Source organism: Phenylobacterium sp. LjRoot219, from assembly GCF_964252995.1.
Classification (GTDB): domain Bacteria; phylum Pseudomonadota; class Alphaproteobacteria; order Caulobacterales; family Caulobacteraceae; genus Phenylobacterium.
Genome location: NZ_CAXUQI020000002.1, coordinates 504,316 through 529,595, shown reverse-complemented (window position 1 = coordinate 529,595; position 25,280 = coordinate 504,316). Strand labels below are relative to the sequence as shown.

Annotated in this window: 25 protein-coding genes; 10 read left to right on the top strand and 15 right to left on the bottom strand. The window is 69.6% G+C overall.

The window, feature by feature from the left end:
* Positions 1-15 precede the first annotated feature (15 nt).
* The 3 genes from ACSQ14_RS20500 to ACSQ14_RS20490 form a co-directional block, all read right to left on the bottom strand.
* Entirely contained in the window at positions 16-1,062 is a 1,047-nt protein-coding gene (locus tag ACSQ14_RS20500; RefSeq protein ID WP_436016094.1) for a ParB/RepB/Spo0J family partition protein, read from the bottom strand.
* 10 nt (positions 1,063-1,072) lie between these two features.
* Positions 1,073-2,281 (bottom strand): AAA family ATPase, encoded by a 1,209-nt coding sequence (locus ACSQ14_RS20495; protein ID WP_436016093.1) that lies wholly within the window; start codon positions 2,279-2,281, stop codon positions 1,073-1,075.
* A gap of 327 nt (positions 2,282-2,608) precedes the next feature.
* Positions 2,609-3,574, bottom strand: coding sequence for a replication initiator protein A (locus tag ACSQ14_RS20490; RefSeq protein ID WP_436016092.1), 966 nt, complete (start codon positions 3,572-3,574; stop codon positions 2,609-2,611).
* Between the two features lie 391 nt (positions 3,575-3,965).
* On the opposite strand from ACSQ14_RS20490, the gene ACSQ14_RS20485 reads away from it, so the two are divergent.
* Positions 3,966-4,151, top strand: coding sequence for a YdcH family protein (locus ACSQ14_RS20485; RefSeq protein WP_436016091.1), 186 nt, complete (start codon positions 3,966-3,968; stop codon positions 4,149-4,151).
* Between the two features lie 81 nt (positions 4,152-4,232).
* Positions 4,233-5,216: a TerC family protein gene (locus ACSQ14_RS20480; protein ID WP_436016090.1), complete on the top strand. Its 984-nt coding sequence runs from the start codon at positions 4,233-4,235 to the stop codon at positions 5,214-5,216.
* A 172-nt stretch (positions 5,217-5,388) separates the two neighbouring features.
* Here the strand turns inward: ACSQ14_RS20480 and ACSQ14_RS20475 are convergent, their stop codons facing one another.
* From ACSQ14_RS20475 to ACSQ14_RS20455, 5 genes are all read right to left on the bottom strand, one after another.
* The gene (locus tag ACSQ14_RS20475) at positions 5,389-6,117 is read right to left on the bottom strand and encodes a GIY-YIG nuclease family protein (protein WP_436016089.1); all 729 of its coding nucleotides are present in this window, start codon (positions 6,115-6,117) and stop codon (positions 5,389-5,391) included.
* Complete coding sequence (locus tag ACSQ14_RS20470; protein WP_436016088.1) at positions 6,114-7,256, bottom strand: DNA cytosine methyltransferase; 1,143 nt, start codon at positions 7,254-7,256, stop codon at positions 6,114-6,116. Before ACSQ14_RS20470 ends, ACSQ14_RS20475 begins: the two co-directional genes overlap by 4 nt.
* A complete protein-coding gene (locus ACSQ14_RS20465) occupies positions 7,249-7,461 on the bottom strand; it encodes a hypothetical protein (protein WP_436016087.1) in 213 nt (70 codons plus the stop codon). Before ACSQ14_RS20465 ends, ACSQ14_RS20470 begins: the two co-directional genes overlap by 8 nt.
* Before the next feature lie 156 nt (positions 7,462-7,617).
* Positions 7,618-8,244: a TetR/AcrR family transcriptional regulator gene (locus ACSQ14_RS20460; RefSeq protein ID WP_436016086.1), complete on the bottom strand. Its 627-nt coding sequence runs from the start codon at positions 8,242-8,244 to the stop codon at positions 7,618-7,620.
* Between the two features lie 102 nt (positions 8,245-8,346).
* A complete protein-coding gene (locus ACSQ14_RS20455) occupies positions 8,347-8,808 on the bottom strand; it encodes a nuclear transport factor 2 family protein (protein ID WP_436016085.1) in 462 nt (153 codons plus the stop codon).
* Between the two features lie 223 nt (positions 8,809-9,031).
* On the opposite strand from ACSQ14_RS20455, the gene ACSQ14_RS20450 reads away from it, so the two are divergent.
* Both ACSQ14_RS20450 and ACSQ14_RS20445 read left to right on the top strand, forming a co-directional pair.
* Positions 9,032-9,310, top strand: coding sequence for an alcohol dehydrogenase catalytic domain-containing protein (locus ACSQ14_RS20450; protein WP_436016084.1), 279 nt, complete (start codon positions 9,032-9,034; stop codon positions 9,308-9,310).
* Position 9,311: 1 nt separating this feature from the next.
* Positions 9,312-9,824 carry a carboxylesterase family protein gene (locus ACSQ14_RS20445; protein ID WP_436016083.1) on the top strand — a complete coding sequence of 171 codons (513 nt, stop codon included), beginning with the start codon at positions 9,312-9,314 and terminating at the stop codon, positions 9,822-9,824.
* Between the two features lie 177 nt (positions 9,825-10,001).
* Here the strand turns inward: ACSQ14_RS20445 and ACSQ14_RS20440 are convergent, their stop codons facing one another.
* Positions 10,002-10,193 (bottom strand): hypothetical protein, encoded by a 192-nt coding sequence (locus ACSQ14_RS20440; RefSeq protein ID WP_436016082.1) that lies wholly within the window; start codon positions 10,191-10,193, stop codon positions 10,002-10,004.
* A gap of 208 nt (positions 10,194-10,401) precedes the next feature.
* Between ACSQ14_RS20440 and ACSQ14_RS20435 the strand changes: the two genes are divergently transcribed.
* Entirely contained in the window at positions 10,402-11,751 is a 1,350-nt protein-coding gene (locus ACSQ14_RS20435; RefSeq protein WP_436016081.1) for an MATE family efflux transporter, read from the top strand.
* 6 nt (positions 11,752-11,757) lie between these two features.
* Here ACSQ14_RS20435 and ACSQ14_RS20430 read toward each other — a convergent pair whose 3' ends face one another.
* Positions 11,758-12,561: an SDR family oxidoreductase gene (locus ACSQ14_RS20430; protein ID WP_436016080.1), complete on the bottom strand. Its 804-nt coding sequence runs from the start codon at positions 12,559-12,561 to the stop codon at positions 11,758-11,760.
* A gap of 151 nt (positions 12,562-12,712) precedes the next feature.
* Positions 12,713-13,360: a carboxymuconolactone decarboxylase family protein gene (locus tag ACSQ14_RS20425; protein ID WP_436016079.1), complete on the bottom strand. Its 648-nt coding sequence runs from the start codon at positions 13,358-13,360 to the stop codon at positions 12,713-12,715.
* Positions 13,361-13,656: 296 nt separating this feature from the next.
* Between ACSQ14_RS20425 and ACSQ14_RS20420 the strand changes: the two genes are divergently transcribed.
* The 5 genes from ACSQ14_RS20420 (at position 13,657) to ACSQ14_RS20400 (ending at position 19,987) form a co-directional block, all read left to right on the top strand.
* On the top strand, positions 13,657-15,171 hold the full coding sequence (locus ACSQ14_RS20420) for an acetyl-CoA hydrolase/transferase family protein (protein WP_436016078.1): 1,515 nt from the start codon (positions 13,657-13,659) through the stop codon (positions 15,169-15,171).
* Positions 15,172-15,253: 82 nt separating this feature from the next.
* Positions 15,254-15,685 (top strand): type II RES/Xre toxin-antitoxin system antitoxin, encoded by a 432-nt coding sequence (gene parS / locus ACSQ14_RS20415; RefSeq protein ID WP_436016077.1) that lies wholly within the window; start codon positions 15,254-15,256, stop codon positions 15,683-15,685.
* 12 nt (positions 15,686-15,697) lie between these two features.
* On the top strand, positions 15,698-16,132 hold the full coding sequence (locus ACSQ14_RS20410; protein WP_436016076.1) for an RES family NAD+ phosphorylase: 435 nt from the start codon (positions 15,698-15,700) through the stop codon (positions 16,130-16,132).
* Between the two features lie 91 nt (positions 16,133-16,223).
* Positions 16,224-16,865 (top strand): carboxymuconolactone decarboxylase family protein, encoded by a 642-nt coding sequence (locus ACSQ14_RS20405; protein ID WP_436016075.1) that lies wholly within the window; start codon positions 16,224-16,226, stop codon positions 16,863-16,865.
* A gap of 677 nt (positions 16,866-17,542) precedes the next feature.
* Complete coding sequence (locus tag ACSQ14_RS20400) at positions 17,543-19,987, top strand: TonB-dependent receptor (protein ID WP_436016074.1); 2,445 nt, start codon at positions 17,543-17,545, stop codon at positions 19,985-19,987.
* Between the two features lie 61 nt (positions 19,988-20,048).
* On the opposite strand, the gene ACSQ14_RS20395 is transcribed toward ACSQ14_RS20400, so the two are convergent.
* From ACSQ14_RS20395 to ACSQ14_RS20380, 4 genes are all read right to left on the bottom strand, one after another.
* Positions 20,049-21,686, bottom strand: coding sequence for an arylsulfatase (locus ACSQ14_RS20395; protein ID WP_436016073.1), 1,638 nt, complete (start codon positions 21,684-21,686; stop codon positions 20,049-20,051).
* A gap of 190 nt (positions 21,687-21,876) precedes the next feature.
* Complete coding sequence (locus ACSQ14_RS20390) at positions 21,877-22,743, bottom strand: TauD/TfdA dioxygenase family protein (protein WP_436016072.1); 867 nt, start codon at positions 22,741-22,743, stop codon at positions 21,877-21,879.
* 12 nt (positions 22,744-22,755) lie between these two features.
* Positions 22,756-23,694, bottom strand: a complete 939-nt coding sequence (locus ACSQ14_RS20385; protein WP_436016071.1) for a TauD/TfdA dioxygenase family protein — start codon at positions 23,692-23,694, stop codon at positions 22,756-22,758.
* 37 nt (positions 23,695-23,731) lie between these two features.
* Positions 23,732-25,144 carry an MFS transporter gene (locus ACSQ14_RS20380; protein WP_436016070.1) on the bottom strand — a complete coding sequence of 471 codons (1,413 nt, stop codon included), beginning with the start codon at positions 25,142-25,144 and terminating at the stop codon, positions 23,732-23,734.
* Positions 25,145-25,280 lie beyond the last annotated feature (136 nt).

Genomic DNA, 25,280 nt, shown 5'->3' with positions numbered 1-25,280 from the left:
GTCGGGAGGAAGGGTCTAGCGGGAGCGCTTGGCCGCCAGTTCCTGACGGAAGGCGTCGACGAACTCGTCGTCACTGGCCGAAGAGTCGAGCTTCAGCTCGAGCACCAGCCGGTGGCGGCCCTTCAGCACCGAGGTGAACAGCGGCGCGTTGCTAGGCGAGGTCACCAGCTCGGGCTCCGCCTTCTCGGCGGCCGGCGCGGCCTTCGGGCCCTCGGCCGCCGCCTTCAGGGCCGAAACCACCTTGGCGGCCTCGAGGAAGCCGTAGCCCGCCGCCTGAGACGCGGTCTGCTTGCGGGCGAGCTCGTGGGCTTCGGACAGCATGCGCGCCCGCTGGTCGTGGCGCTCCAGGTAGGGCTTCAGCTCGCGGGCATGGTTGCTGCGCAGCAGGCGCAGGTCGCCAAACGCGGCGACGATCTGCTCCGGCATCTTGCCCAGGTCGAGGAAGCGCGACAGCCAGGCCGCCGACATCTCCAGCCGTTCGGCCATCCGCCGCGACACGCCGCCGTAGTAGGCGTCGAGCGCGTGCAGGTAATCAAGCGCGCGCTCATAGTCACTGATGTCCTGCCGCGCGCGATTCTCAATATCGGCGAGCCGGAACGCGGCTTCGTCATTGAGTTCCCGCTCTTCGATCAGGAACTTGATCTCGCGGTGCTCGACGGAGCGCAGGTAGCTGACCACCCAGTGCCGGCGCGCCCCGCAGATGACTTCATAATCGAAGTTTGGATCGTCCTTCACCCGCCGGACAATCGCCGGGAATTCCTGCCCGCCCTGGCTGCGGATGCCCTCCAGCAGCTCGGCGCAGGCCGACGGCGACAGCAAGTCGTAGCGGCGGTTGTGGTGCGTCCACATCCGACAGCGCGCCGGATCGACGAGGTAGAGCGTCTTCTCCTTGATGTCACCGGAGGTGACGCGCGCCAGGGTGGAGAGCCGATCGCCCAGCCGTCCAGCCGCCGGGGCCAGCGCCTCCCGCCCCTCCATCGTCGGGGTATCAGTGACCGCCGGCCCTGAGCCGGCGACCAGGCCGGCGAGAATCGAGCGGTTCTTGCCCGTGGTCGAAGCCATTCAGGGTCTCCTAGGCTAGGCCGAGATGGCGCAGCGCCGCGCGGTGGCTGGGCCAAGATTTGCGGATCAGAAGTTCGATCTCGGCGTTCAGCCGGTCGAGGTTGTTGCGGCAGCGCTCGTGGGTGCGCGAGGCCGGGCCGCTGAGCTCGTAGACCGTGCGCAGCTGCACGTTCGCATTGTCGATCTCGGCGGAATCCAGCAGCGAGGCGGTCAGCATGTCGGCGCCGAACACCGCCTCCATCATCTGGCGGATCTGGGTGTGGGCGCTCTTGCCCTCGTCGACCTTGGTGGCGATCACCCGCAGGAAGTGGTAGCCGCGCCGGCCCAGGCCGTGCGCCTCAAGTACTTCAAGCGTCTCGACAATCATCCGCAGGAAGTGGGCGGTCGAGGCGAAGTCGACGGTCGACGGCGGCGTCGGGATCAGCAGCGCGTTGGCGGCGCGCAGCACGCCCAGCGAGATCATGCCGAGCGCCGGCGGCGGGTCGAGTATGACCACGTCATACCGGTCGGCAATACCCTCCACCCCGATGCGCAGGCGGTCGAGCGCGTCGGCGTTGCCGCGCAGGCGGGCGGCGGCCTCGTACTCCGCCTGATAGAGGCCGAGATTGGCCGGGATCAGGTCGATCCCCGGCCAGGCGGTCGGGCGCAGGGCCTGCCTCAGGTCCGGCGCGCCGCCGTGGGTGAAGAACGGCAGCAGGGTGTCGTCGTCCTGCACGTCCATGTCCGGGTTGAGGCCGAAGATGGTCGTCGAGCTGGCCTGGCTGTCGCAGTCGATCACCGCGACCCGGTAGCCCCTCAGCGCCAGATACTGCGCCAAGTGGCAGGCCAGGGTGCTCTTGCCGACGCCGCCCTTGAAGTTCTGCACGGCCAGCACGATCGGCGGATCGCCCTCGGCGCGGCGGATACGCGTGCCGAAGACGTCGCGCATGTGGTTGACCTCGGCGAGCGTATAGCCCTCGCGCCGGCCGCTCTCGGTCAGCCGCGGGGCCGGCAGGCGGCCGTCCGCCTCGGCCTGGCGGATCGCCTCAGGCGTCCGGCCGGCCATTTCCGCGGCCTTGGAGACGCTGAACCGCAGATCGAGGATCTTCTGCTGGTTTGGAGCGAAGACCGTCGTCCGCAGCCGCTCGATCACCGCGTCGGCGCGCTGGTTCAGCGCCGCCATGGCGTCCAGCAGAATGGGGCCGGTGTCCTCGTCGGCGAGTGCCGCTTGCGCTGCCATGTGCCCGTCCTTTGCAAAACTGCGCCGGTTTGTCCGGACTTTGCCAAGTGGGTGCGCCGATACCGTAAACGTTGTCTTAAGAGCGCGGCGAAGTCTGAGCCCTTTATGGCTCGAGGCTTCGTCCGCGCCAGCGCTTCCACCGCCAGCGTTAGCAAGATTCTTAGTGATGAGGTTAGAGGAGTTAAGCGTCGCCGTGGCTGCGAAAAGTTCAGCGAAATCGGGGGCATGACTCTGAGGCCGGTCACCGATCCCCCGAGGAGTCGTCACTGATCCCCCGTGGCGCCGGTCACCGATCCCCCGAGGAAGAGGTCACCGTTCCCCCGAAAATCAGTCCTCCGCGCCGCGGCGGACCCTGCGGCGGGCGATGATGGCGTCGACTTCGTCGGCGCGGGCGTCTTCTCGGGCGCGCTGATCGGTCTCCGAGGCCAGGGCGGCGAGCTCGGCGCGCATGCGGCTGCGTTCGGCGGCGTCGCGACGGATGAAGTGCACGGCCGGCGCGCCGTTGGCGGCGTTGACGAAGCTCATGCGGTAGTCGGGCAGGCTGTCGGCCTGGACGATCTTCTTCAGCAGGTAGGTGAACTGCTTGAGCGGACTGTCGCTGCCGGTCTTCTCGTGCAGCAGGCTGAGCCGGCAGGTCCAGCCGTCTGGCTGGTCGCCGGCGTGCTTGCGGCCGATCCGGTAGATCGCCCGCTCCAGCCCGCCGGAGATCAGGAAATAGTCCGGGCTGAGGGTGAGCAGGGCGCGCTCGCGCATCAGCCCGTCGTAGAGCCAGCTGGACAGGGTGATGGTCATGCCGCGCGGCGCGTCGGTCTCGCGGTCGACCTCCAGGGTCCAGCCGTCCAGCCAGCCGAACTGCGCCAGCTTGCGCCGCTTGGGCGCGCGCATCGAGGTCTGGATGGTGGTGGCCTCGAGCCGCTGCAGCGCCGCGTGCAGCTCCTTGTAGCCCTTGCCGCCGGTGTCGCGGCGGATCGACCGCAGCAGGTCGTAGGCCGTGGTGTGGATGGTGCGCGGCAGTTCGTTGACGCCGCGCTCGCGCAGCTGGTTCAGGTGCGAGGTGGCCCAGATCAGGATGTCGGCGTCCCAGATGGTGGCGATGCCGAACTCGGGATTGCCGCTGACATGCACCCACACGTCGCCGTCCGGGCTGGTGTACTCGATCGGCTTCAGCCGCTTGCGCTTCGACAGCGAGAAGAACGGCCGCTCCATGACCTCGCGCTGATCCTTCAGCGGAAGGTCGTTCATCTTCGGGATGAAGAGGTCGAATTCCGGGTTCTTCAGGGCGCGCTTCGACATTCGACCTTCGGGACGGAAAGGGCTGCGACTCGGGGTTTCAGTGACTCAGTCTGGCACAGCCCGGCAGATTCGCTGGAGTCGCTGGGCGACGTTGCCAACTGGCAACGGCCCGGGACCGGGCAGGGCGCGGCGTTGCCAGTTGGCAACGCCGCGCAAGCGGGAAGTTCGCGAACGCCCGTCGCTCCAGTGTGGGGGAGGGCGGCCTCAAAAATTCTCAGCCCGGCCGCTTGAACCCGCCGCGGGGGCGCCTACCTCAACTGTGCGGGACCGGGCCCCTCTGACGGCTGATGACAGTCGTGATGTCGGACCGCGCGGGTGCGCTCGGGCCTGGACGTCTTTCCCCCCGTACAGCCGGCCGGGTTCCGGGCGCGCCCTCCATCAGGAGGAGCACATGACTCATGACATCCGCATTTGGCGTCTGCGAAGCCGGCACCGTTGGCTCGATCAACGGCTGCGCGAGGAGCTGAAGCGACCGACCCCGGACGCGTTCGCCATCCAGGACCTGAAGCGGCGCAAGCTGCAGGTGAAGGATGAGCTCCGCATCGCCGAAGTCGGCCCGGAGGCCGGTGCGGCCTGAGCCGCCCCCCTTGTGAGGGGCTCGGGGAGGGGGCGCGCGCGATTCCGCGTCCCCTCCCGTCTTTCTTGCAGAAGCTGACCCATGATTGATCTCGCCCTCACCGGCCTGGTGCTCGGCAAGCCGCTGTGGATGTGGCTGGCCTTCGCCGGACTGGTCGTCGCACTGCTGGCGCTCGACCTCGGGGTCCTGCACCGCAAGGCCCACGTCATCGGCGTGCGCGAGAGCCTGCTGCTCTCGGCCTTCTACATCACCCTTGGCCTGGCCTTCGGCGGCTGGGTCTGGTGGGAGCTCGGGCCCCAGTCGGGCGTCGAGTACGTCACCGGCTTCCTGGTCGAGAAGAGCCTGGCGCTCGACAACGTCTTCGTCATCGCCAGCATCTTCGCCGCCTTCGCCGTGCCGGCGGCCTATCAGCACCGGATCCTGTTCTGGGGCGTGCTGGGGGTGATCCTGCTGCGCGGCCTGATGATCGGCTTCGGCGCCGCCCTGGTGGCCCAGTTCGAGTGGGTGCTGTGGCTGTTCGCCGGCTTCCTGATCGTTATGGGCGTGCGGATGTTCGCCGGCCACGACGCGCCGAAGGATCCCCACGACAGCCCGGTCTATCGCTTCCTGACGCGCCGCTTGCGGGTGACGCCGGAGTTCCATGGCGCGCGGTTCTTCGTCCGCCAGCCGGGCGCGGACGGCCGGCTGGCGCTGTGGGCCACGCCGGCGCTGATGGCGCTGGTCATGGTCGAGCTGGCCGACGTGGTGTTCGCGGTCGACTCGGTGCCGGCGATCTTCGCGATCACCACCGACCCCTACCTGGTCTTCACCTCCAACATCTTCGCCATCCTGGGCTTACGCGCGCTCTATTTCGCGCTCGCCGCGGTCGTCGCGCGGTTCGCCTATCTGAAGAAGGCGCTGGCGGTGCTGCTGGTGTTCATCGGCGGCAAGGTGTTCGTCGCCGAGGCGATGGGCTGGGAGAAGTTCCCCGCCCCGGTGTCGCTGGCGATCACCGCCGGCCTGCTCGCCGCCGGGATCGGCTACTCGCTCTGGCGCACCCGCAACGAGCGGCTGGCGGAGGCCTAGAGGGAACTCCACTGCGCGCCTTTCCTCTTCTCCGTCATGGCCCGCTTCATGCGGGCCACCCAGCCCAAGGCGCCCGCCTCAGTTGATACGGAAAGACGTTGGAATGGGTCGCCCGAACAAGTCGGGCGATGACGGATGGGGAGAGTTGAGCGGCGAGGGGGCGACCGCGGCCCTAGTCCTCGGCGTCGTCCTCGCCCTCGCGCGGCACCGAGGCTCCGCCGCCTGTGGCCTCGTAGCGGCGCGAGGCCAGCCATTCCAGCCGCCGGGCCTGGGTCTGCAGCACCCGGCGCAGGCCGCCCTTCACCTGCCGCTCGGAGATCACCTGGGCGAGCCGGGAGATGATCAGCGCACGCCTGGCGATGCGGAAATCCGGATGGCCGCGCAGTTCCGCCACCCGCTCGGAGACGATGCGGCCGCGGAACGACGCCGGCGCCTCGATCGTCAGCTCGCCGGGCGGCGGGTCCTTCTCGTTGAGGATCGCCTTGAACTTGGAGCGGCCGATCTCCTGGGCGGTGATCTGGCGCTCGAGGCCGTCGAGATGGGCGCGCGCCGCCGGATCCTTGGCGCCGACGCCCTGGAACTGGGGCAGGGGCCAGACCTCGATCTCGAACACCTCGAACGGGTCGAGCACCGACATGGCGACGGCGTCGGTGCGCTGGTTGGTCAGGTGCCGGCGGATGCGGCTGCGCAGCTGTTCGTTGGTCTGGCCGACGTAGATCGGTTCGCCGTCGTAGTCGAAGAAGGCGTAGACGCCCCAGCGGTAGTTGCCGACGAACGGCCGCGCGCCGGAAGGGTCGTGCTCGAACGGCGTGTCGAGGAACCGGGCCAGGCCGCTGCGCAGTTCGTTGGTCTCGAACGGCGGCTGGCGGATGAAGTCCGGATTGGCGCCGAACAGGCTCACGCCACCTCGGCCAGCGCAGCGGCCTCGCTGAGGATCGGCTCGAACAGGTGGCGGGCCAGGTGGCGCACCACGTCCACCGCGACGCCGTCACCGGTGAGGTGGTAGGCCTCGTTGTAGTTGCGCGGCAGCCGGTAATCGTCGGCCAGGCCCATCAGCCGGGCGGTTTCGCGCGCCGAGATCAGCCGGGTGCGGACCCGCGCGCCCTCGACCACCATGATCACCTGCCGGCTGGAGCCGCCGGCCGGGGTGCGCAGGCAGCCCGAGACGTCGTCGAACCGCACCTCGGCGCGCTGCACCTTGGCCCCGTTGTGGTTCAGCCGGGTGCGGCGGTAGATCCCGCCGACCATCCGCCGGCCAGCCTGTTTGGCGGCTTCGACCTTGGCGGCGTTCACCGGCGACATCATCGCCAGCAGCTCGCGGGTCTTCGCCGCGCTGTGCCAGTCGACGCTGTCCGGATCGTCTTCGACGACGTCGCCGAGCGTAAGGGCGCGCGGCTTCGGGACGGGGAGATTCCACCACAGGAATCCGGCCTGGAGGTCGTCGGGCAGCCGTTCGACCGCCTTGCGCAGGGCCTTGGTGTGGAAGGGCTCCAGCGGGCCGGGGGCCAGCAGGGCAGGGGGGACCGTCACGTCGGCGCGCACGCCGATGACGAACAGCCGCGGCCGCGATTGCGGTAGGAACAGGTCGGCGTTGATCACCAGCGCGCCGGCCTGGTAGCCGGCGTCGGCGTAGGTCCGGCAGATCGCCTCGAAGTCCTTGCCGCCGTGCGAGGTCAGCGCCCCGCAGACGTTCTCCAGCGCGACGATCGCCGGCGCGCGGTCCTCGGCGTCCAGCGCCCTGATGACGTTCCAGAACGGGTAGAAGGTCCCGGACCGTTCACCCTTCAGACCGGCGCCGACCCCGGCCAGCGACAGGTCCTGGCAAGGGAAGGAGGCCCAGGCGAGATCGGCCACGCCGGGCAAATCGGCCGGCGTCACCGCGGCCACGTCGCCGACCTTCAGCTCGCCCGCGCCGAAGTTCTCGCGATAGGCCGCGCCTTTCTTCGGGTCGAAATCATTGGCGAAACGGCAGGTCCAGCCCGCTCCCAGCCCGGTTCGGGCCATCCCGCCGCCGGCGAAGAATTCATAGAACTCAGGCATGACGGCGCCGGGCGTCGGAATCCGCTTCGCCGCCGGTCTCGCGCGCCAGCTTCTCGGCGATGGCCTCGGTGATCCAGGTGTTGCGCGACACCGCGCCGGGCCGGTCGGCGCGGGCGGCGTCGATCGCCTCGAAGGTTTCCGCCGGCAGCCGCAGGTTGATGCGGTCGAGCCCGCGCACGGCGGAGCCCTTAGAATCGTCGCTCATGGCGCCACGTTGGCGCCTCTATGGCGCCGCGTCCAGCCCAGATGTTTATGGTTTGTTCTGAACTTCGCGACCGAGCGCGGCCGGAACACGGGCCTGCTGGCTTTGAGGGTCAGTAGGCCTTCAATCCCGACGCCGACGAAGAAGGCCAGGCCGCCTTCAGTCGGGTTGCGAGGCGCCGCAGGCCGGCAGCAGCTTGGCGACGGCGTGATCCCAGGCGGCGACGAGGTTGAAGGCCTGTCTGGCTCGCAGCCAGCGCTGCTCGAGCCCCTCGATCATGGCGAACAGCTCGCGCGCGGCGGCCGGCGGGTCGGCGACATGCGGCGCGACGATCAGGGCGAATGTCTCCAGCACCAGCTGCTCGCGCCTCTCGAAGTAGGCGTGCGCCGGATGGGCGGGATCCAACGCCTCCTGCTGTAGCACCGCGTAGAGGCGGGTGAGCGCCGGATCGGCGGCGGCGCGCACGACGATCGCCTGCAGCAGCTCCAGCACCGCGGCGCGGGAGGAATCGCTGCGCTGCGCTTCCACGGCGGCCCCGCCGGCCTCGGCGACCACAGTCTGGCTCATACGGAGGTCGTGCTCCTCCAGCACGGCCACCAGCAGCTGCTCCTTCGAGCCGAAGTAGTAGAGCAGCGCGCCGTTGGTGATGCCGCAGCGCTTGGCCAGCTCCTGCACCGTGAACCCGTGGTAGCCGTGCTCGCCGACGATGCGGATCGCCGCGTCGAGGATCTGCGCCCGCCGAACTTCGGGATCGGTGCGCGCGCGCCTGAACGGTTTTTCGGACATGCGGCGCGCCCATTCATTGACTAGTTAGTCAATAACGCCGAAGCGCCGGTCGATCAACCGGATCCCCGCGCGAATCGAATCAGCGTCTGCGCCGTTTCGCGCTCAGGTGGCCTCGACCCGGGTGCGGACGATCCGCAAGGCCTTGATTTTCCAGCGTCCGCCGACCTTCGCATAGGTCTCGTGGTAGAAGCCGTAGCCGGTCATCAGGGCGTACGGCGCGCCCTCCGGCATGAACAGCCGGTCGGTCATCGACCAGATCACCTCGGCGGTCGTGTCGCTGGTGAAGCGGATCTCGCAGTTGTGGCCATGATGGGCGCTGACGATGCCCATCTGGGCGAAGCCCTCGGCCGACCAGGAGGCCTTGCCGCGCATCACCACGTTCATCGCCGGCAGATAGTCGCGGCCGGTCTTCGGATCGGTGCAGCAGCCCATGTAGTCGAGCACGCAGTCGTCGGCGAGGATGCCGCGCACCAGCTCCGCGTCGCTGGTGTCGACCCCGCGGAAGTAGGCCGCCTTGGCCTGCTTGATCTCGTCGATGGCCTCCAGCCGCGCCACTGCGTCCATTCAGGTCCTCCCCATGCGCTTCCCCGTCGCCTGCGGTGCGGGTGTTCCTCAACTGACGCGCAGCTTTGCGGCCCTGCAAGGGCGATTTGCGCGCCGCATTCGTGAACCAACGACATCAGTGCATGCGGATTTCGCCGCCTAATCGCTGAGCGCCGGGCGGCCTATCTGAACGTGGCGACGTCGCCCGGCGTTAGCCCACCGTTCTTCAGGCGAGGTCCTCCCCATGATCACCAAAGCCTACGGCGCTCGCGCCGGCGACACGCCGCTCGCGCCGATGGACATCCAGCGCCGCCCGCCCGGTCCGCACGACGTCCAGGTCGAGATCGCCTATTGCGGCATCTGCCATTCGGACCTGCACACCGTCCGTTCCGAGTGGCCGGGCACCCTCTACCCCTGCGTCCCGGGACACGAGATTATCGGCCAGGTGACGGCGGTCGGACCGCAGGTCAGCCGCTTCCAGGTCGGCGAAACGGTCGGCGTCGGCTGCATGGTCGGCAGCTGAGATGACCGAGGACGACGCCCGCGTCCATTTCACCGCGATGCTGGGGCCGAAGGGCGCCCAGGCCCTGCCGGTCTACCAGGCGCTGCGGCCGAACGATCCGCCGACCTACTGGGTCACGGCGCTGGCGACCGACACCATGATGCGGATGGACTCGATCCGGCTGGCCAGCCGCAAGGCCGCGCAGGCCGCGGCGCCGGCCTACATGTACCGGCTCGACTGGGAGACGCCGATCCTCGGCGGGGTGATGCGCGCGCCGCACGGCCTCGGCGTGCCGCTGGTGTTCGACACCGTCGAGACCAAGCGCGGCGTCCTCGGGCCTGGCCCCGAGCCGCAGAAGCTCGCCGCGGTCATGTCGCAGGCGTGGATCAACTTCGCGCGCACCGGCGATCCGTCCCAGGAAGGTCTCGCCTGGCCGCGTTACGAGACGACCTCACGCCAGACCATGATGTTCGATGTCGCCAGCCATGTCGCGCCCGATCCGGACGCCGCGGCGCGGGTGTTCTGGGGGGCCTAGGCGGGAAAAAGAACGCCTGGCGCGCTAGCTGGAGAGCCGTAGCGCGCCAGGCAGTCGGTGTCTCTCAACGCCGCCAACGAGAGGGGATAAATCGCGGCGACGAAGAACAGCGTTCGTCGGCTGCAGGGTTAAAGTCAAGCCCGATGTGCGACAGGATGACGCAGCGCCTGTGGACGGTTATTTCGGGGCGGCGAACGACCGCGGCTCACTCAGCACCAGCTCCGCGCGGCGGCCCTCGCTTTCGAGCCAGCTGACCAGATTCTGCCCGATCGCAGCGGCTTCCTCGTAGGATTTGGCGTGGCCGAGATAGCCGTCGCGGTGCTTCACGGCCCAGGCCTGGCCGGCGCGCGCGATGCTGATGATCTCCATGTGTTTCCTCCAGCGGGCGTTCGTTGCGCCTCGATTTTTTCGGTCTTTGACCGCGACCTGCGTGGTCAACGGAGAAGGTTAAATGCGATCCCGCGGGAGTTCTGTCCGCACGGGGACATAAGCGCGACGGTTTGCAGACGGTCGCGGCAGCAGCGACGGAGCGCTATGACGGCGCCGCGGGGCTGAACGGGCGGGGATGATCTGCGACATGGCGGACGCCGGCCGGAGCTGGGCGACGAACTCGGCGATGAACCGGGCGATCCTGGCGATCGCGCTGCCGGCGATGCTGACCAATGTCGCCACCGCGCTGTTCGGCCTGGCCGACATGTGGGTGATCGGCCAGCTCGGCGACGCCGCGGCCCAGGGCGGGGTCGAGGTCGGCGCGCGGCTGTTGCTGGCGTTGCTGACAATCTTCAACTTCCTGCGCTCCAGCACCGTGGCGCTGACCGCCCAGGCCGCCGGCCGCGGCGACGAGCCGGCGCAGGCCGAGGTGCTGGTGCGGGCGCTGGCCGTGGCGCTGGCGATTGGCGCCCTGCTGCTGGCGGCCATGCCGCTGGTCGTGCCGTTCGGCCTGCAGCTGCTGGGCGCGCACGGCGCGACGGCCGAGCTGGCGCGCGCCTACGTCGACATCCGCTACTGGAGCGGCCTGCCCTGGCTGTTCAACGCCGTGCTCACTGGTTGGCTGATCGGCCGCCGTCGGGTGCGGGCGGTGCTGGGCGTCGAGGTGGCGGCGAACCTCGCCCACGTGGCGCTGGACGTCGCCCTGGTCCTCGGGCTCGGGCTGGGCGTCGCCGGCGTGGCGGCCGCGACCCTGGCCTCGGAGACCGGCAAGCTGATCGCCCTGGCCGCCATCGCCTGGCGCGAGGAGCCGGCGAAGCGCGCCGTGGCGGTCGCCCGCCAGCCGCGCACCTGGTCCCTGGCCGCGCTCGGCGGGCTGTTGCGGCTCAACCGCGACCTGTTCGCCCGCACGGTGCTGCTGATGGGCGCGGTGATGCTGCTGACCCGCAGCGGCGCGGAGCAGGGCGCCGTGGTGCTGGCGGCCAACGCGATCATCTACCAGCTGTTCATGCTCTCGGCGCTGATGCTCGACGGCTTCGAGAGCGCCGCCCAGGTGCTGTGCGGCGAGGCGCTGGGCGCCCGCGACCGGCGCCGGTTCACCCGGCTGGTGCGGGCGCTGCTGGCCTGGGGCGGGGCGGCGGCGCTGCTCATCACCCTGGCCTACGCCGCGGTCGGCGCGCAGCTGGCGGCCAGCTTCAGCACCGCGCCGGCGGTGATCGCCGAAGTCCGCGCGCACCTCGGCTGGATGGTGCTGCTGCCGGTCGCCGGCGTCGCCTCCTTCGTGCTCGACGGGGTGTTCATCGGCTCCAGCTGGACGCGGGCGATGCTGCAAACCATGGCCGTGGCCCTGGTCGGCTATGTGGCGCTCCTCTGGCTCGGCCGGCCGCTCGGCAACCACGGCCTGTGGCTGGCCTATGCGCTGTTCTTCCTGCTGCGGGCGGCCGGCCAGCTGACGCTGCTGCCCGGCCTGGTGCGGCGGAGTTTTTTGCCCCGGGTGTAATTCCCGTCAGTCGATCTTGATCGATCCGCCGACGAAGCCCGGCTCGGCCGGCGCACCGTGGGCGTCGAGGATGCCCTGGAAGCGGGCCTCGACCTGCGCCTTGTGGCCGGGGTGGGTGATGATGTGCAGCTGGTCGGTTTCGACCGCTCGCGCGACCGCCCGGCCGAGCCACACCGGCTGCATCATCCGTGAACGGATCGCCTCGGCGGTCTTGGCGTCGAGGCCGGGCTGCTGGCCCTCCGACATGCGGCTGCGGGTGAGGCCGGGATAGAGGATCGAGACCCCGACGCCGAACGGGGCGAGCTCGACGCGCAGCGCCTCGGACAGGCCGGCGACGGCGAACTTGCTGGCCGAGTAGGCGGCGAAGGTGCCGTGCGCCAGCAGCCCGTTCATCGACGAGGTGTTGACGATGTGGCCGTGGCCGCGTTCGCGCATGTCGGGCGCGAAGGTGATGACGCCGTTGTAGACGCCGCGCACGTTGATCGCCATCAGCCGGTCGAACTCGTCGGGCGCGACCTGATCCAGCGGCTTGAAGGCCTGGGCGACGCCGGCGTTGTTGCACAGCACCTCGACCGGGCCGAAGGCGTCCAGCGCCGCCCGCTTCACCTCGGCCCAGCTGTCCAGCGAGGTGACGTCGTGCTGCAGCGCCAGCACCCCGTGGCCGAGGCGTTCGGCCTCCGCGCAAGCGTAGTCGAGATTGATGTCGGTGATGACGACCTTCATCCCCTTGTCGACGAAAGCCTCGGCGATGCCGGCGCCGATGCCGCCGCCGCCGCCGGTGATGAGCGCCGTCCTGCCTGCCAGATCCATCCTGATCTCCATATTTTACGACAGCACTGTCGCAAAACATGGCGCGAAGATGAAGAGCCTTCGGGCCCGACGGGGTGGCGACCGAGCCGAACAGCATGCCTGAGAGCCCAGCGCGAGGTGCGGCGATCGAGAGCTTGGGCCCTCCATCCGATCAGCGCTGCCGCAGGCCCTGGTTGTTTGGTGACAGCCGGACCTTGAAGCTGTTGTGCTGCAGGGCGAACGTGAAATAGGCGCCGACCAGGACCGGCAGCTCGATCAGCTCTTCTTGGTCCCAGGTGCGGGCGAGCGCATCCCACGTTTCATCGCAAATGCTCTGATCTCCCAGCAACTCCTCGACGGCGCGCAGCACGGCGCGCTCGTGGTCGCTCCAACCGGCGGCCGACGAGCCCTGCGTCACACGTTCGATCTCTTCGGCCGTCATGCCGAGGTGCTTGGCGTTCGCCACGTGCTCGCCCCACGCATAGGGCGCGCGGCAGAGCCAGGTGACGCGGAGCACCGCGAGTTCGCGTTCGCGCGGCGAGATCGCGCCGCTACCGGCGAGTTGGATGCTCAACGCGAGTTGGCAGCGAAAGAGGCCCGGATCGCGCATCATCGTCGCGACCGCTTCGGGTACGTAGGGCTGTTCGGCGCTCCGCCCGAAAGACTTTCCGAGTTCGAGCAAAGGCCGATCGCCGTGACTGGCGATGGCGTCGAGCTCCAGAGGCTCGATGCGAGGGCCTTCGCCCACGACCTGGGCCTCCCGCGCGGCGATGTCGAACTTGAGCGCGTCGGTGTGAACGACGCCGACACTGTCCATCATGTCACCCGCCCATACGCCGAACGCCGACGCGCCTCTCCCAAGCCGTCTTGGAGGAGAAGAAGGTGACGCTATGCCGATCGCGGCTTCCTGGCGTTCGCATTGGTAAGCGAAGCGGTCCGCTTTCGGCCTGCCGCCAAAAAAAAGCCGCGCCCGAAGGCGCGGCAAGTCATAGGGAGGAAACGCCCAGGTTGGGCACCCCCAATCTAAGCAGCGCTCAGACCGGATGCAAGGGCGGCTGCAAAAAATCTCGGCTCGGGCCGGCGGCTTCTCGCGTTGAGGGCGCAAAGGAGCCCGCGATGTCCGATCCCCGCATCCGCAATCCGGCCCTCCGCGCGAAGGTGACGACGGCGGAGGCGGCGGCCGCGCTGATCCAGCCGGGCGACACGATCGGCATGAGCGGCTTCACCGGCGCCGGCTATCCGAAGGTCGTGCCGGCGGCGCTCGCCGCGCGGATCGAGCAGGCGCATGCGCGCGGCGACCCGTTCCGCGTCCGCGTCTGGACGGGCGCCTCGACCGGCCCGGAGCTGGACGGGGTGCTGGCCCGCGCCAACGGCATCGAGTTCCGGCTGCCCTACAACTCCGATCCGATCGCCCGCGAGAAGATCAACAGCGGCCAGATGGAATATCTCGACATGCATCTGAGCCAGGTCGCCCCGGTCGCCTGGCAGGGGTTCCTGGGACCGCTCGACGTGGCGCTGATCGAGGTCTCGGCGATCCGCGAGGACGGGACGCTCGTGCCGTCGTCGTCGATCGGCAACAACAAGACCTGGCTGGAGCGCGCGGAGCGGGTGATCCTCGAGGTCAACCGCTGGCAGAACGCCGCGCTCGAGGGCATGCACGACATCTACTACGGCACCGCCCTGCCGCCGAACCGCGTGCCGATCCCGCTGATCCACGCCGAGGACCGCATCGGCGAGACCGGCTTCCGCTGCGACCCGGCGAAGATCGTCGCCATCGTCGAGACCGACGCGCCGGACCGCAACGCGCCGTTCGATCCGCCCGACGCGGCCGCTGGCGCGATCGCCGGCCACCTGCTGGGCTTCCTGCAGCACGAGGTGAAGCTAGGCCGCCTGCCGGCCAGCCTGCTGCCGCTGCAGTCCGGGGTCGGCAACACCGCCAATGCGGTGCTGGCCGGGCTGCTCGCGGGGCCGTTCGAGCAGCTGACCGCCTACACCGAGGTGATGCAGGACGGTATGCTGGCGCTACTCGACGCCGGCAAGCTCAAGGTCGCCTCGGCGACCGCCTTCTCGCTAAGCCCGGACGCCGCGGCCGACCTCAACTCGCGGATGGAGCGGTTCCGCGACCGGATCATCCTGCGGCCCCAGGAGATCAGCAATCACCCGGAGCTGGTCCGCCGGCTCGGCTGCATCGCCATGAACGGCATGGTCGAGGCCGACATCTACGGGGCGGTGAACTCCACCCACCTGATGGGCTCGCGGATCCAGAACGGCATCGGCGGCTCCGGCGACTTCGCCCGCAACGCCTTCATCTCGATCTTCATGGCGCGCTCGACCGCCAAGCGCGGGGCGATCTCGACGATCGTGCCGCAGTGCAGCCACGTCGACCACATCACCCAGGATGTGCAGGTGCTGGTCACCGAGCAGGGGCTGGCCGACCTGCGCGGCCTGTCGCCGAAGCAGCGGGCGACGGCGATCATCGCCAACTGCGCTCACCCGGACTTCCGCGAGGCTCTGGCCGACTATTTCGCCCGCGCCCAGCGCGACGCCTATGGCCAGCAGACCCCGGTGCTGCTCGACGAGGCGCTCTCCTGGCACAGCCGCTTCATCCGCACCGGCTCGATGCGGCCGTAGCGGCGGGCATGCGTTGCTAAGGGCCGCCCGCGGGCCTATGTTACAAAATGCCGCTAAAGAGGCGGCGTTTGGCAGGTGCGGCGTGACAGCGGTCAAGCGGATCCAGGAATTGCTCGGCGGCGAGCCGGTCACCGGCCCGATCGCCAATGATCTCGACATCGTCCGCGCGGTGCGCCGCGGCCTGCCGACCGCGGCGGTCGACCACCTGCTGCAGGAGACCGACCTCGGCTTCCCGGTGATCGAGGCGCACGTGCTGCCGCGCCGCACCTTCAAGCGCCGGCAGGAGGCCAACCAGCGGCTCGATCCGGCGGAGTCCGACCGGCTGGTGCGGGTCGCCAACCTGGTGGCCGCGGCCGAGGAGACCTTCGGCGACCGGGCCAAGGCGCTGGTCTGGCTGCAGCGCGAGAACCGCGCGCTCGACGGCCAGCAGCCGATCTCGCTGGCCGACACCGATCACGGCGCGCGCACCGTCGAGGCCCTACTGGGCCGCATCGGGCATGGCCTGGCGGCCTGACGGCCCGGCGACGTGAAGGTCTATCGGCTCGCGCGTGCGCCGTTCGCCGCGCTGGACGGCGAGGGCGCGCGCCTCTACGGCGGCCGCTGGAACACCGCCGGCCGGGCGCTGGTCTACGCCGCCGCCAGCCCGAGCCTCGCGGTGCTGGAGATCCTGGTCCACCTCGACCTGCCGCCGGAACTGGTGCCGGACGACTACCGGCTTTTGACCATCGAGGTCCCCGACGAGCTGCCGCTGGCGCGGCTGCAGACGATTCCGGCCGAGCCGACGGCCTGCCGCGACGCCGGCGACGCCTTCCTGCGCGACGGACAGCGCGTCGCCCTGTCGGTGCCCAGCGTGGTCGTGCCGCAGGAGCGCAATCTGCTGATCAACCCCGTCCATCCGCTGGCCGGGCGGATCCGCACGACCGGGAACGAGCCGTTCGCGATCGACGCCCGCCTGTTCTGACCGGCCGATCCATCGCGGCCGCGATGGCGGCGCGCCGGCGTGGCAGGCTATGGTCGCCGTCGAGTGCGCGGGCATAGATGGATGGGGACGGATGGACGGATCGCTGATCGAGACTCGCAGCGGCTACGATGCGGCGGCGATCGCCGAGCGTGACGCCGAGATCAACGGCAGGCCGCAGCGGATCGCGCCGCTCGAACCGGAGGGCCTGGGCCAGGACATCGTGGAACTGGTCGCAGCCGTCCACGCCTCGATCGGCCTCACCTCGCCGCCGGAGATCGACGAGTACTTCGGGACCATCGCCAAGCACCCGGGGATTTTCCGTCGGCAGCTCGAGACCGGGACGACGCTGTTCACCGGCCGGCTCGCCCCGCGGCACCGCGAGCTCGGGGTGCTGCGCGTCGGCTGGCTGCTGCGCGCGCCGTACGAGTGGGGCGAGCACGTCAAGATCGCCCAGCGCTACGGGGTCTCGCGTGAGGAGATCGAACGGGTCATCGAGGGCTCCACGGCCGCCGGCTGGAGCGAGCACGACGCGGCGATCCTGCGCGGCGTGGAGGAGCTGATCGCGCAGCAGTCGATGTCCGACGCGACCTGGGACGCGCTGGCCAAGACCTGGGACGAGCCGCAGCTGATCGAGTTCCTGGCGATGGTCGGCCACTACGTCGCCACCGCCATGCTGCAGAACGCCCTGCGGATCCGCCTGACCGAGGACAACCCGGGCCTGACCCGACGCTGAGCTAAGCCCCGCCTCAGCCCGGGCGGCGACCGGCCGCCCGGTTCAGAACGACTTCGCGGCGCGCATGGCCTGGTCGGTCGCGCCGCGCTACGCCGACGCCAATAACCCCCCGCGACTGATGCTCAACGGCGTGCCGGGGGATGCGCCGGTCGAGATCGCCGCCTGCCCGGGCGAAGCCGTGAAGCTGAGCGCAGCCGGATCGAGCGATCATGACAACCATGCATTGAGCTACCGCTGGTGGTTCGCGAGCCGACCGGCGCGGCCTGGACCCAACCGTCCCAAATCGCCCGCCGGAGCCGAAGCTCGGCGGGAGCGCGCTGGAGGCCGCCGGCGGCGGACGCTATTCGGCCGCCACGCTGACGCCGGTTGCGCCCGCGCAGGCTTAGCCCGGGGCCGCGGCTGTCGATCCCAAGGTCCGCGGCTTGGCCGCGATGCCTGCAGGGCCGGGCGATCTCGCACGCCCCGTAACACCCGTAGGTTGCGATGCCGCGCCGATCAAATCTCCGCGGCTGTACATTTGCGGCCTTGACAACCGGTGCCGGTAAATTCGATTTAGCGCACCTTTGTTCGCAAAGGCGAATTGAATGCGTCCAATTAGCGGCGCTGCGGCTTCGCCGGACCGGGGTGGCCGACCACAAAAAGCAACGAACGGCCGGAAGGCCGGCAGGGGAAACGCGATGAACAAGTGGATAGCCGGACTCTATCTGACGAGCGCTCTGGCCTCGGTGATGGCGACGCCCGCCCTCGCCCAGAACGCGGAGGCGCAAAGCCTCGATGAGGTGGTGGTCACCGCCCGCCGGATCGACGAGCGCCTGCAGGACGTGCCGATCTCGATCACGGTCTACAGCCCTGAGCAGCTGGCCCAGCGCAACATCGTCACCGCGACCGATCTGGCAACCTACACGCCGGCGCTGACCACCAACCAGCGGTTCGGCCCGGAGAAGAGCTCCTTCGTCATCCGCGGCTTCACCCAGGAGTCCGGCACCTCGCCGTCGGTCGGCGTCTACTTCGCCGACGTGGTCGTGCCGCGCGCCCAGGGCGGGACCACGACCGGCAACACCGCCCTGCCGGGCGCCTTCCTCGACCTGCAGAACGTCCAGGTGCTGAAGGGCCCGCAAGGCACCCTGTTCGGCCGCAACACCACTGGCGGCGCGGTCCTGCTGACCCCGCAGAAGCCGACCCGCGAGTTCGAGGGCCATGTCGAGGGCTCGCTCGGCAACTACGACATGTGGCGGACCCAGGCGGTGGTGAACCTGCCGCTGGCTGACACCCTGCGCCTGCGCGTCGCCGTCGACCGCATGCAGCGCGAGGGCTACCTCAAGAACCACTCCGGCATCGGCCCGGACGACTACAACGACGTCAACTACTTCGCCGGCCGGGTCAGCCTGGTCGCCGACCTGACGGACAACCTCGAGAACTACACCATCTTCTCGGCGAACCACTCGTTCGGCCACGGCTACGCCTCGCGTATCGCGCAGTGCCGGCCGACCGGCGGAGCCGGCGCCGCAGCCCTGCTCGGCCCGCTCGCCTGCGCCCAGATGGCCCGCCAGGACGCGCGCGGCGACAACCTGCTCGACGTCGAGGTCAACAACCCGAAGCCGCTGGTCGACATCCGCCAGGTTCAGGCGATCAACACCACCACCTGGCATTACAGCGACAACCTGACGATCAAGAACATCGTCAGCTACGCCCAGTTCCAGGAGCGGGACAGCTTCAGCCTCAACAGCGAGAACTTCCGCGTGCCGAGCGGCGTCTTCGCCGGCCAACCGTTCAACTACATCCTGCTGAACCCCGGTCCGATCGGGGCCAACGCCCAGCAGTCGACCTTCACCGAGGAGCTGCAGTTCCAGGGCCGCGCCTTCGACGACCGCCTGGACTGGCAGGCCGGCGCCTATCTCGAGGTCAGCAAGCCGAACGGCTGGAGCCAGGGCTACACCGGGATCCTGCTGTCCTGCACCGACATGCGCCAGCTGGAGTGCATCAACCCGATCGGCGGCGGGACGGTTTCGGCGGCCCGCGCGACCACCACCTTCAACAACAAGGGCCTCTACACCCAGGCCACCTACAAGCTGACCGACCAGTTCAGCCTGACCGGCGGCATCCGCTACACGATCGACAAGACCACGGGCGTCAGCGAGAACACCCGCATCCGCTTCCGGCCGGGCGCCGGCGGCGTCCAGGACATGGTCTGCAACGACACCCTGCGCTTCCAGGGGCCGGGCGGCACGCCGCTGGTGGTGCCGACCCCGGACGCCTGCCACTACTCGCTGTCGACCAAGTCGAAGAAGCCGACCTGGCTGCTGGGCCTCGACTACAAGCCCAGCACCGACATGCTGCTCTACGCCAAGTGGGCCCGCGGCTACCGCCAGGGCGGCGTCAACATGAGCAACATCGGCCTGGAGACCTGGGGGCCGGAAAAGGTCGACACCTATGAGGCCGGCCTGAAGACCTCGTTCAACACCCCGGTGCCGACCCGGTTCAACATCGCCGGCTACTACAACGACTTCCGCGACCAGCAGATCACCGGCGCGCTGATCGCCAAGCCCGGCGCCGGCATCGCCGGCGGCACCGGCATCATCAACGCCGGCAAGTCGCGGCTGTGGGGGATCGACGCCGACGCCTCGATCCGGCTGTTCGACGGCTTCACCCTCGACCTCGGCTACGCCTACCTGAACACCAAGCTGCAGGAGATCGAGGTCCCGGTGCTGCCGGCGGACAGCCCGTTCTCGCAGATCATCCCGACGGCCGAGGTGGGCGCGCCGCTGTCGTTCGCGCCGAAGAACCGGGTGACGGTGACGGGGACCTACCTGCTCCCGCTGTCGGCCGACCTCGGCGACATCTCGCTCGGCGCGACCTACGTCCACACCGACGCGCAGAACGCCACCTCGCCGAGCGCCTCGCCGCTCTACCGGCTGCCGGCGACAGACCTGCTGAACCTGAACTTCGACTGGAAGAACGTCATGCAGAAGCCGATCGACCTGTCGATCTTCGCGACCAATGTGACGAACGAGATCTATCCGGTCGCCGTCGGCAGCTCGTACACCTCGGCCGGCTTCGAAAGCGTGCTGGTCGGCCCGCCGCGGATGTACGGCGTCCGCCTGCGCTACCGCTTCGGCGGCTAAGGCATAGGTCTGCGCCCCGTCGAACCCGGCCTGGGTTCGACGGGGCCAGCCTCGGTCGGCGTCAGCCGGCCAGCCCCAGCACCTTGTCCCAGTGCGACGGGTCGGCGTCGAAGATGCTCAGCGGCGTCTCGATCACGCCGGTCTCCTCGACGTACTGGCGCCACAAGCCAAGCAGCGCTTCGAGCTTGTTCGGGTGCAGCGCCGCCAGATCGTCGATCTCGCCGGGGTCGTTGGCGAGGTTGTAGAGCTGCCAGCGCGAGACCCCGGCCGCGTCCGGCAGATAGACCGCCTTCCACTCGTCCTGGCGCACGGCGCGGCGTCCGAACAGCTCCCAGCCGGTGCTCGTGCCTGGCGGATGGACCGCGTCGGCGCGGCCCTCCAGCCACGGGCGGAACGAACGCCCGCGCGGCGGCAGGACCTCGCGGCCCTGGTAGCTGGGCGCGGGATGCTCGACGCCGGCGAGGTCGAGGAAGGTCGGCGCGATGTCCATCGCCGTCGAGAAAACGTCGGCGACGCCCTGGCGCTGGGCGGCGGGCCAGTGGATGAAGGCCGGCACGCGGATCCCGCCTTGCGTGGTGAAGGCCTTCACCAGCCGCGACGGCGCGGTCGCCGCCTGCGCCCAGCGTGGTCCGTACCAGATGTAGCTGCCCGGCCGGCCGAGGTTGTCCAGGCTGTTGTCGCAGGTCTTGCGCACCCGATCGCCGATGAACTTGCCGAGGATCGGCATGGCCTCGGCGATCGCGCCCTCGGCGCCATTGTCCGAGAGGAAGACGATGACGGTGTTGTCGAACTGGCCGGTCCGCTTCAGGTGGTCGACCACCCGGCCGACGTTCTGGTCCACCCGGTCGACCATGGCGGCGTAGACCTCCATCGTGCGGGCCGAGAGCGCCTTGGCCTCGTCCGACAGTTCGTCCCAGCCGGGCTCCTTGGTGACGACCGGATGGGCGACGACGTCTTGGCCGACCAGGCCGAGCTCGCGCAGGCGGGCGAGCCGCTGCTCGCGCAGCACGTCGGGGCCGGCGTCATAGACGCCGCGGTACTTGGCGATCTCGGCGTCCGGCGCCTGCAGCGGATAGTGCGGGGCGGAGAACGGCAGGTAGGCGAAGAACGGCCGCTGGTCGTTTGGCTTGCGCTCGTCGAAGAAGCCGATCAGCCGGTCGGTGAAGTAGTCGGAGGAATAGAAGCCTTCCGGCAGCTCGGTGACGTAGGCGTCGTCCTCGGCGTACATCGGGGTCGGGAAGGCCGGGTTGCTGAGCTCGCGGCCGAAGTGGTCGCCGGCGGCCGGCAGCAGGGCGAAGCTGCGCTCGAAGCCGCGGGCCGCTGGCCAGGTCTGCTCGCTGTCGCCGAGGTGCCACTTGCCGGACAGCAGCGTGCGATAGCCGTGGTCGCGCAGCAGCTCGGCGACGGTGACCACGCGGTCGTTCAGGTGGCCCTCGTAGCCCGGCGCGCCCTCGAAGTCCGGCCGCAGCGTCTCGGTCATCGCGCCGATCCCGGCGAGGTGATGGTCGGTCCCGGTCAGCAGCATCGCCCGGGTCGGCGAGCACGCCGGCGCGCTGTGGAAGTCGGTCAGCCGCACGCCGCCGAGCGCCAGCGCATCGAGATGCGGCGTCTCGATCTCCGAGCCGAAGGCGCCGAGGTCGGAGAACCCCATGTCGTCGACGACGATCAGCAGGAAGTTGGGGCGGGAGTCTTGGGCCATCGGCGACGTTCCTCGTGGACTTTATCAATGTGCTGAACGCCCCTCGGTCCGCTTCGCGGACAGCTCCCCCGCGTCGCGGGGGAGCATCTTGGCGCTCAGATCCTCCACCGCAACGCGGGGGAGGTGGATCGCGCCGCAAGGCGCGAGACGGAGGGGGCGTTCTGCGATCGGACCGCCCCTGGCTTGCTCGTCAGCGGCTAGGCCGGTCGCCCTGGGCGACGACCCGGACCAGCTGGCGCGGCGCGTCGCCGTAGTCGGCGACGCCGTAGTGCTGCACCGACCGGTTGTCCCAGATCGCCAGCGAGCCCGGCCGCCACTTGAAGCGCACCGTGTTCTCCGGGCGGTAGAACTGCCGCGTCAGGTAATCCAGCAGCTCGGCGCCGTCCTCGGCCGGCAGGCCGACGATCTCGTCGGTGAAGTTCTCGTTGACGTACAGCACCTTGCGGCCGTTGACCGGGTGGGTGATGACTACCGGGTGCTCGGTCCCGGGGTACTGGGCGAGGTAGGCCTCGAGCTCGGCCGGGTCGGTGATCAGGTGGCGGGCCTTGCTGTCCGGCCGATGGATGGCGGTCAGGCCGTCGATCCGCGCCTTCACCGCATCGGGCAGCGACGCATAGGCCGAGATCCCGCTGGAGAAGACGGTGTCGCCGCCGAGCTCCGGCGAGATGACCCCGCGCAGCACCGAGACCGAGTACGGCCGCTCCAGATAGGTGGCGTCGGCGTGCCAGCGGGTGCCGTAGTAGCTCTTCGCCCACGGCCCGGTGTTCATCGGCGTGATGTCGTCGGCGGTGTGCCCGCGCCGCTTGGCGATGCTGTCGACGTCGATCTCGCCGAACAGCCGGGCGACCTGCGCCTGCTGGGCGTTGTCGAGGCCGGTGTCGCGGAAGAACAGCACCTGGTGCTCCCACAGCAGGCCGCGCAACAGATCGGCGAGGCCGGCGGTCAGCGGCTTGGTCAGATCGAGCCCGGAGACCTCTGCGCCGAGGTTGGCCTCGACGCGGGTGACTTCGATCTCGGGCGAGTCGGCGAAGCGGGTGATCTTGCTGATCGCGTTCATTGGAGCCTCTCCCTATTCGGCGGCGATGGCGTGCGGTTCCGGCGCGGGCTTGATCGCCCGGCTCGGCTGGCCGTCGATGCCGACCGGCACGGTTCCGGCGATGGTCGCGCGGCGCAGGTGGCGGCCCTGCAGGCCGAAGTCGGCGATGGCGCGGTGCTGGGTCGCGCGGTTGTCCCAGATGGCGACGTCGCCCGCGCGCCAGCGCCAGCGGACGGTGTTTTCGGGCTTGGTGATGTGCTCCTGCAGGATCGCGAAGATCCGCTGGCTGTCGGCGCTGTTCAGGCCGACAAACCGCTGCACGAACTGACCGACCAGCAGGTTTCGCTCGCCGGTCTCGGGGTGGACGCGGACGACCGGATGTTCGGTCTCGTAGACCGTCGAGGCGAACACCTTGCGGTAGGCCTCGGCGCGCTCCTGCGAGGTGTTGGAGAAGACGTTGGCGTAGTCGTAGCTGTTGCTGTGGATCGCCCGCAGGTCGTCGACCAGCGCCTTCAGCGGCGCCGGCAGATCGTCATAGGCGGTGGCGGTGTTGGCCCACAGGGTGTCGCCGCCGGCTTCCGGGACCTCGATCGCCCGCAGGATCGAGGCCTCGGGATAGGCCGGGGCGAAGGTCACGTCGGTGTGCCAGGTCGAGGCTGCGAAGCCCTCGCGGGACTCCAGGTCGAGCAGGTAGCGGCTGCCTTCGGCGACCGGCACCGTCGGGTGGGCGACCGGCGCGCCGAGCCGGGCGGCGAAGGCCTCGTGCCCGGCGTTGTCGAGCTGCTGGTCGCGGAAGAAGATCACCTTGTGGCGGTTGAGCGCTCCGCGGATCGCGGCGACCGTGGCGTCGTCGAGATCGCCGGATAGCTGGAGGCCGCGGATCTCGGCGCCGATGCGGCCGCCGACCGGGACGATGTCCAGCGGACCGGGCGTTGCTGCGGCGGCGTTGATGTAGAGCGGTTGGGCAGTCATAGGCGCAACTCCTTTGAGTTGGGGAGAAGGGGAGGGGTCAGGCCGCCGGGGCGTCGGCGCCCTGGCCGTCGCGCTCGGCGAGCTGGGTGCGGATGACGGCATGGGCGCGGGCGTCCAGCGGGAAGCCCATGACCAGCAGCGCCGAGACCAGGTGGGCCAGCGCCGGGCCGAGCGCGAAGACCATCAGCAGGCCACGCAGCGCCTCGGGGCTGTTCGCCGCCGACTTCGGATCGAAGCCGAGCCACGCGACCAGCGGCAGGGCGATGCCGACCGCCGCGGCCATCGCCGCCTTGGTGGAGGTGCTGAACACCGAGAAGAACAGCGCCGTGCGGTCCTGGCCGGTCTGCAGCCGGTCCTGGTCGGCGACGTCGCCGACCATGGCGCGCAGCATCAGGTTGCCGGAGCCCTGGGCCAGCCCCTGGGCGATCGTCAGCCCCAGCAGCAGCGGCAGGTTGCCCGGCAGGACGAACAGCAGGCCGAGGTTGATGGCGACCTGCGCCAGTTCGCCGGCCACCGCGGCGCGGTGCTTGCCGATGCGATAGGCGATCCGCATCCAGATCGGCCCGGCGGCGAGGCCGAAGACGAACTGGGCGAGGAACAGTCCGCTCGCCCACTGCGGCAGGCCCATGTAGGCGGTGACCACGAAGACGAAGAGCGTGCCGCGGATGCTCTGGCCGAGCGCGACCGCGAAGTCCGAGGCCAGCACCCGCATCAGCAGCGGGTTGCCCCAGATCACGCGCAGCACCTCGCCAAGCTTCGGCCGCGGGCCGGCGGCTTTGGGCGGCCGCTCCGCGAAGGCCTTCAGCGTGAGCGGCAGCGACAGCGCCAGCAGCGCCAGGATCAGGCCGCCCATCACCCCGAGCTTCAGCCGGCCGTCATGCGGCGCGATCTGGTCGACGATCGTCGGCAGCACCAGCACCAGCAGCAGCGAGAGCGCCGAGGTCACGGTCTGGTAGGTCGCGACCCGCGTGCGCTCGTCGTAGTCGCCGGAGACCTCCGCCGACCAGGCGAGGTAGGGGATCTGGATCATCGACCAGGCCAGGTAGAAGGCGAACAGGGCGACGGCGACATAGACCGGGGTCACCCGGACCACCGGAAAGAACAGCAGCATCGCGGCCAGCGCCAGCAGCACGCCGCCGGCGGCGATGCAGCTGCGCCGCCGGCCGAACCGGCCGCCGCGGCTGCGGTCGTTGAGGACGCCGATCAGCGGATCGGCGACCACGCCCCAGGCCTTGGCCAGCAGGAAGACCAGCCCCAGCGTCGACAGCGCGATGCCGAAATGCTGCGCGAGGATCGCCGGCAGATAGACGTTGAGCGGCATCTGCGACGCGGCGATCGGCATGGCCAGGGTCGAGAACGCGATCAGCCGCCCAGTGGGCAGGCCGCCGGCCCGCGCCCGGGGAGTGGCGGAGGGCCGGGGTAGCGATCCGGTCGCAGACAGACTGGACATGGGGGAGACCTCGTTGCGGACGACGGCGCGCGGACCGCGTCCGCCAGCACAGCCAGGGTGTGAATTCCCCGCGCTATCCTCAACGTAGAAAATCTGTTGTGCCCATCAATTTAATAGGAATAAGGGGCGAGCGGGG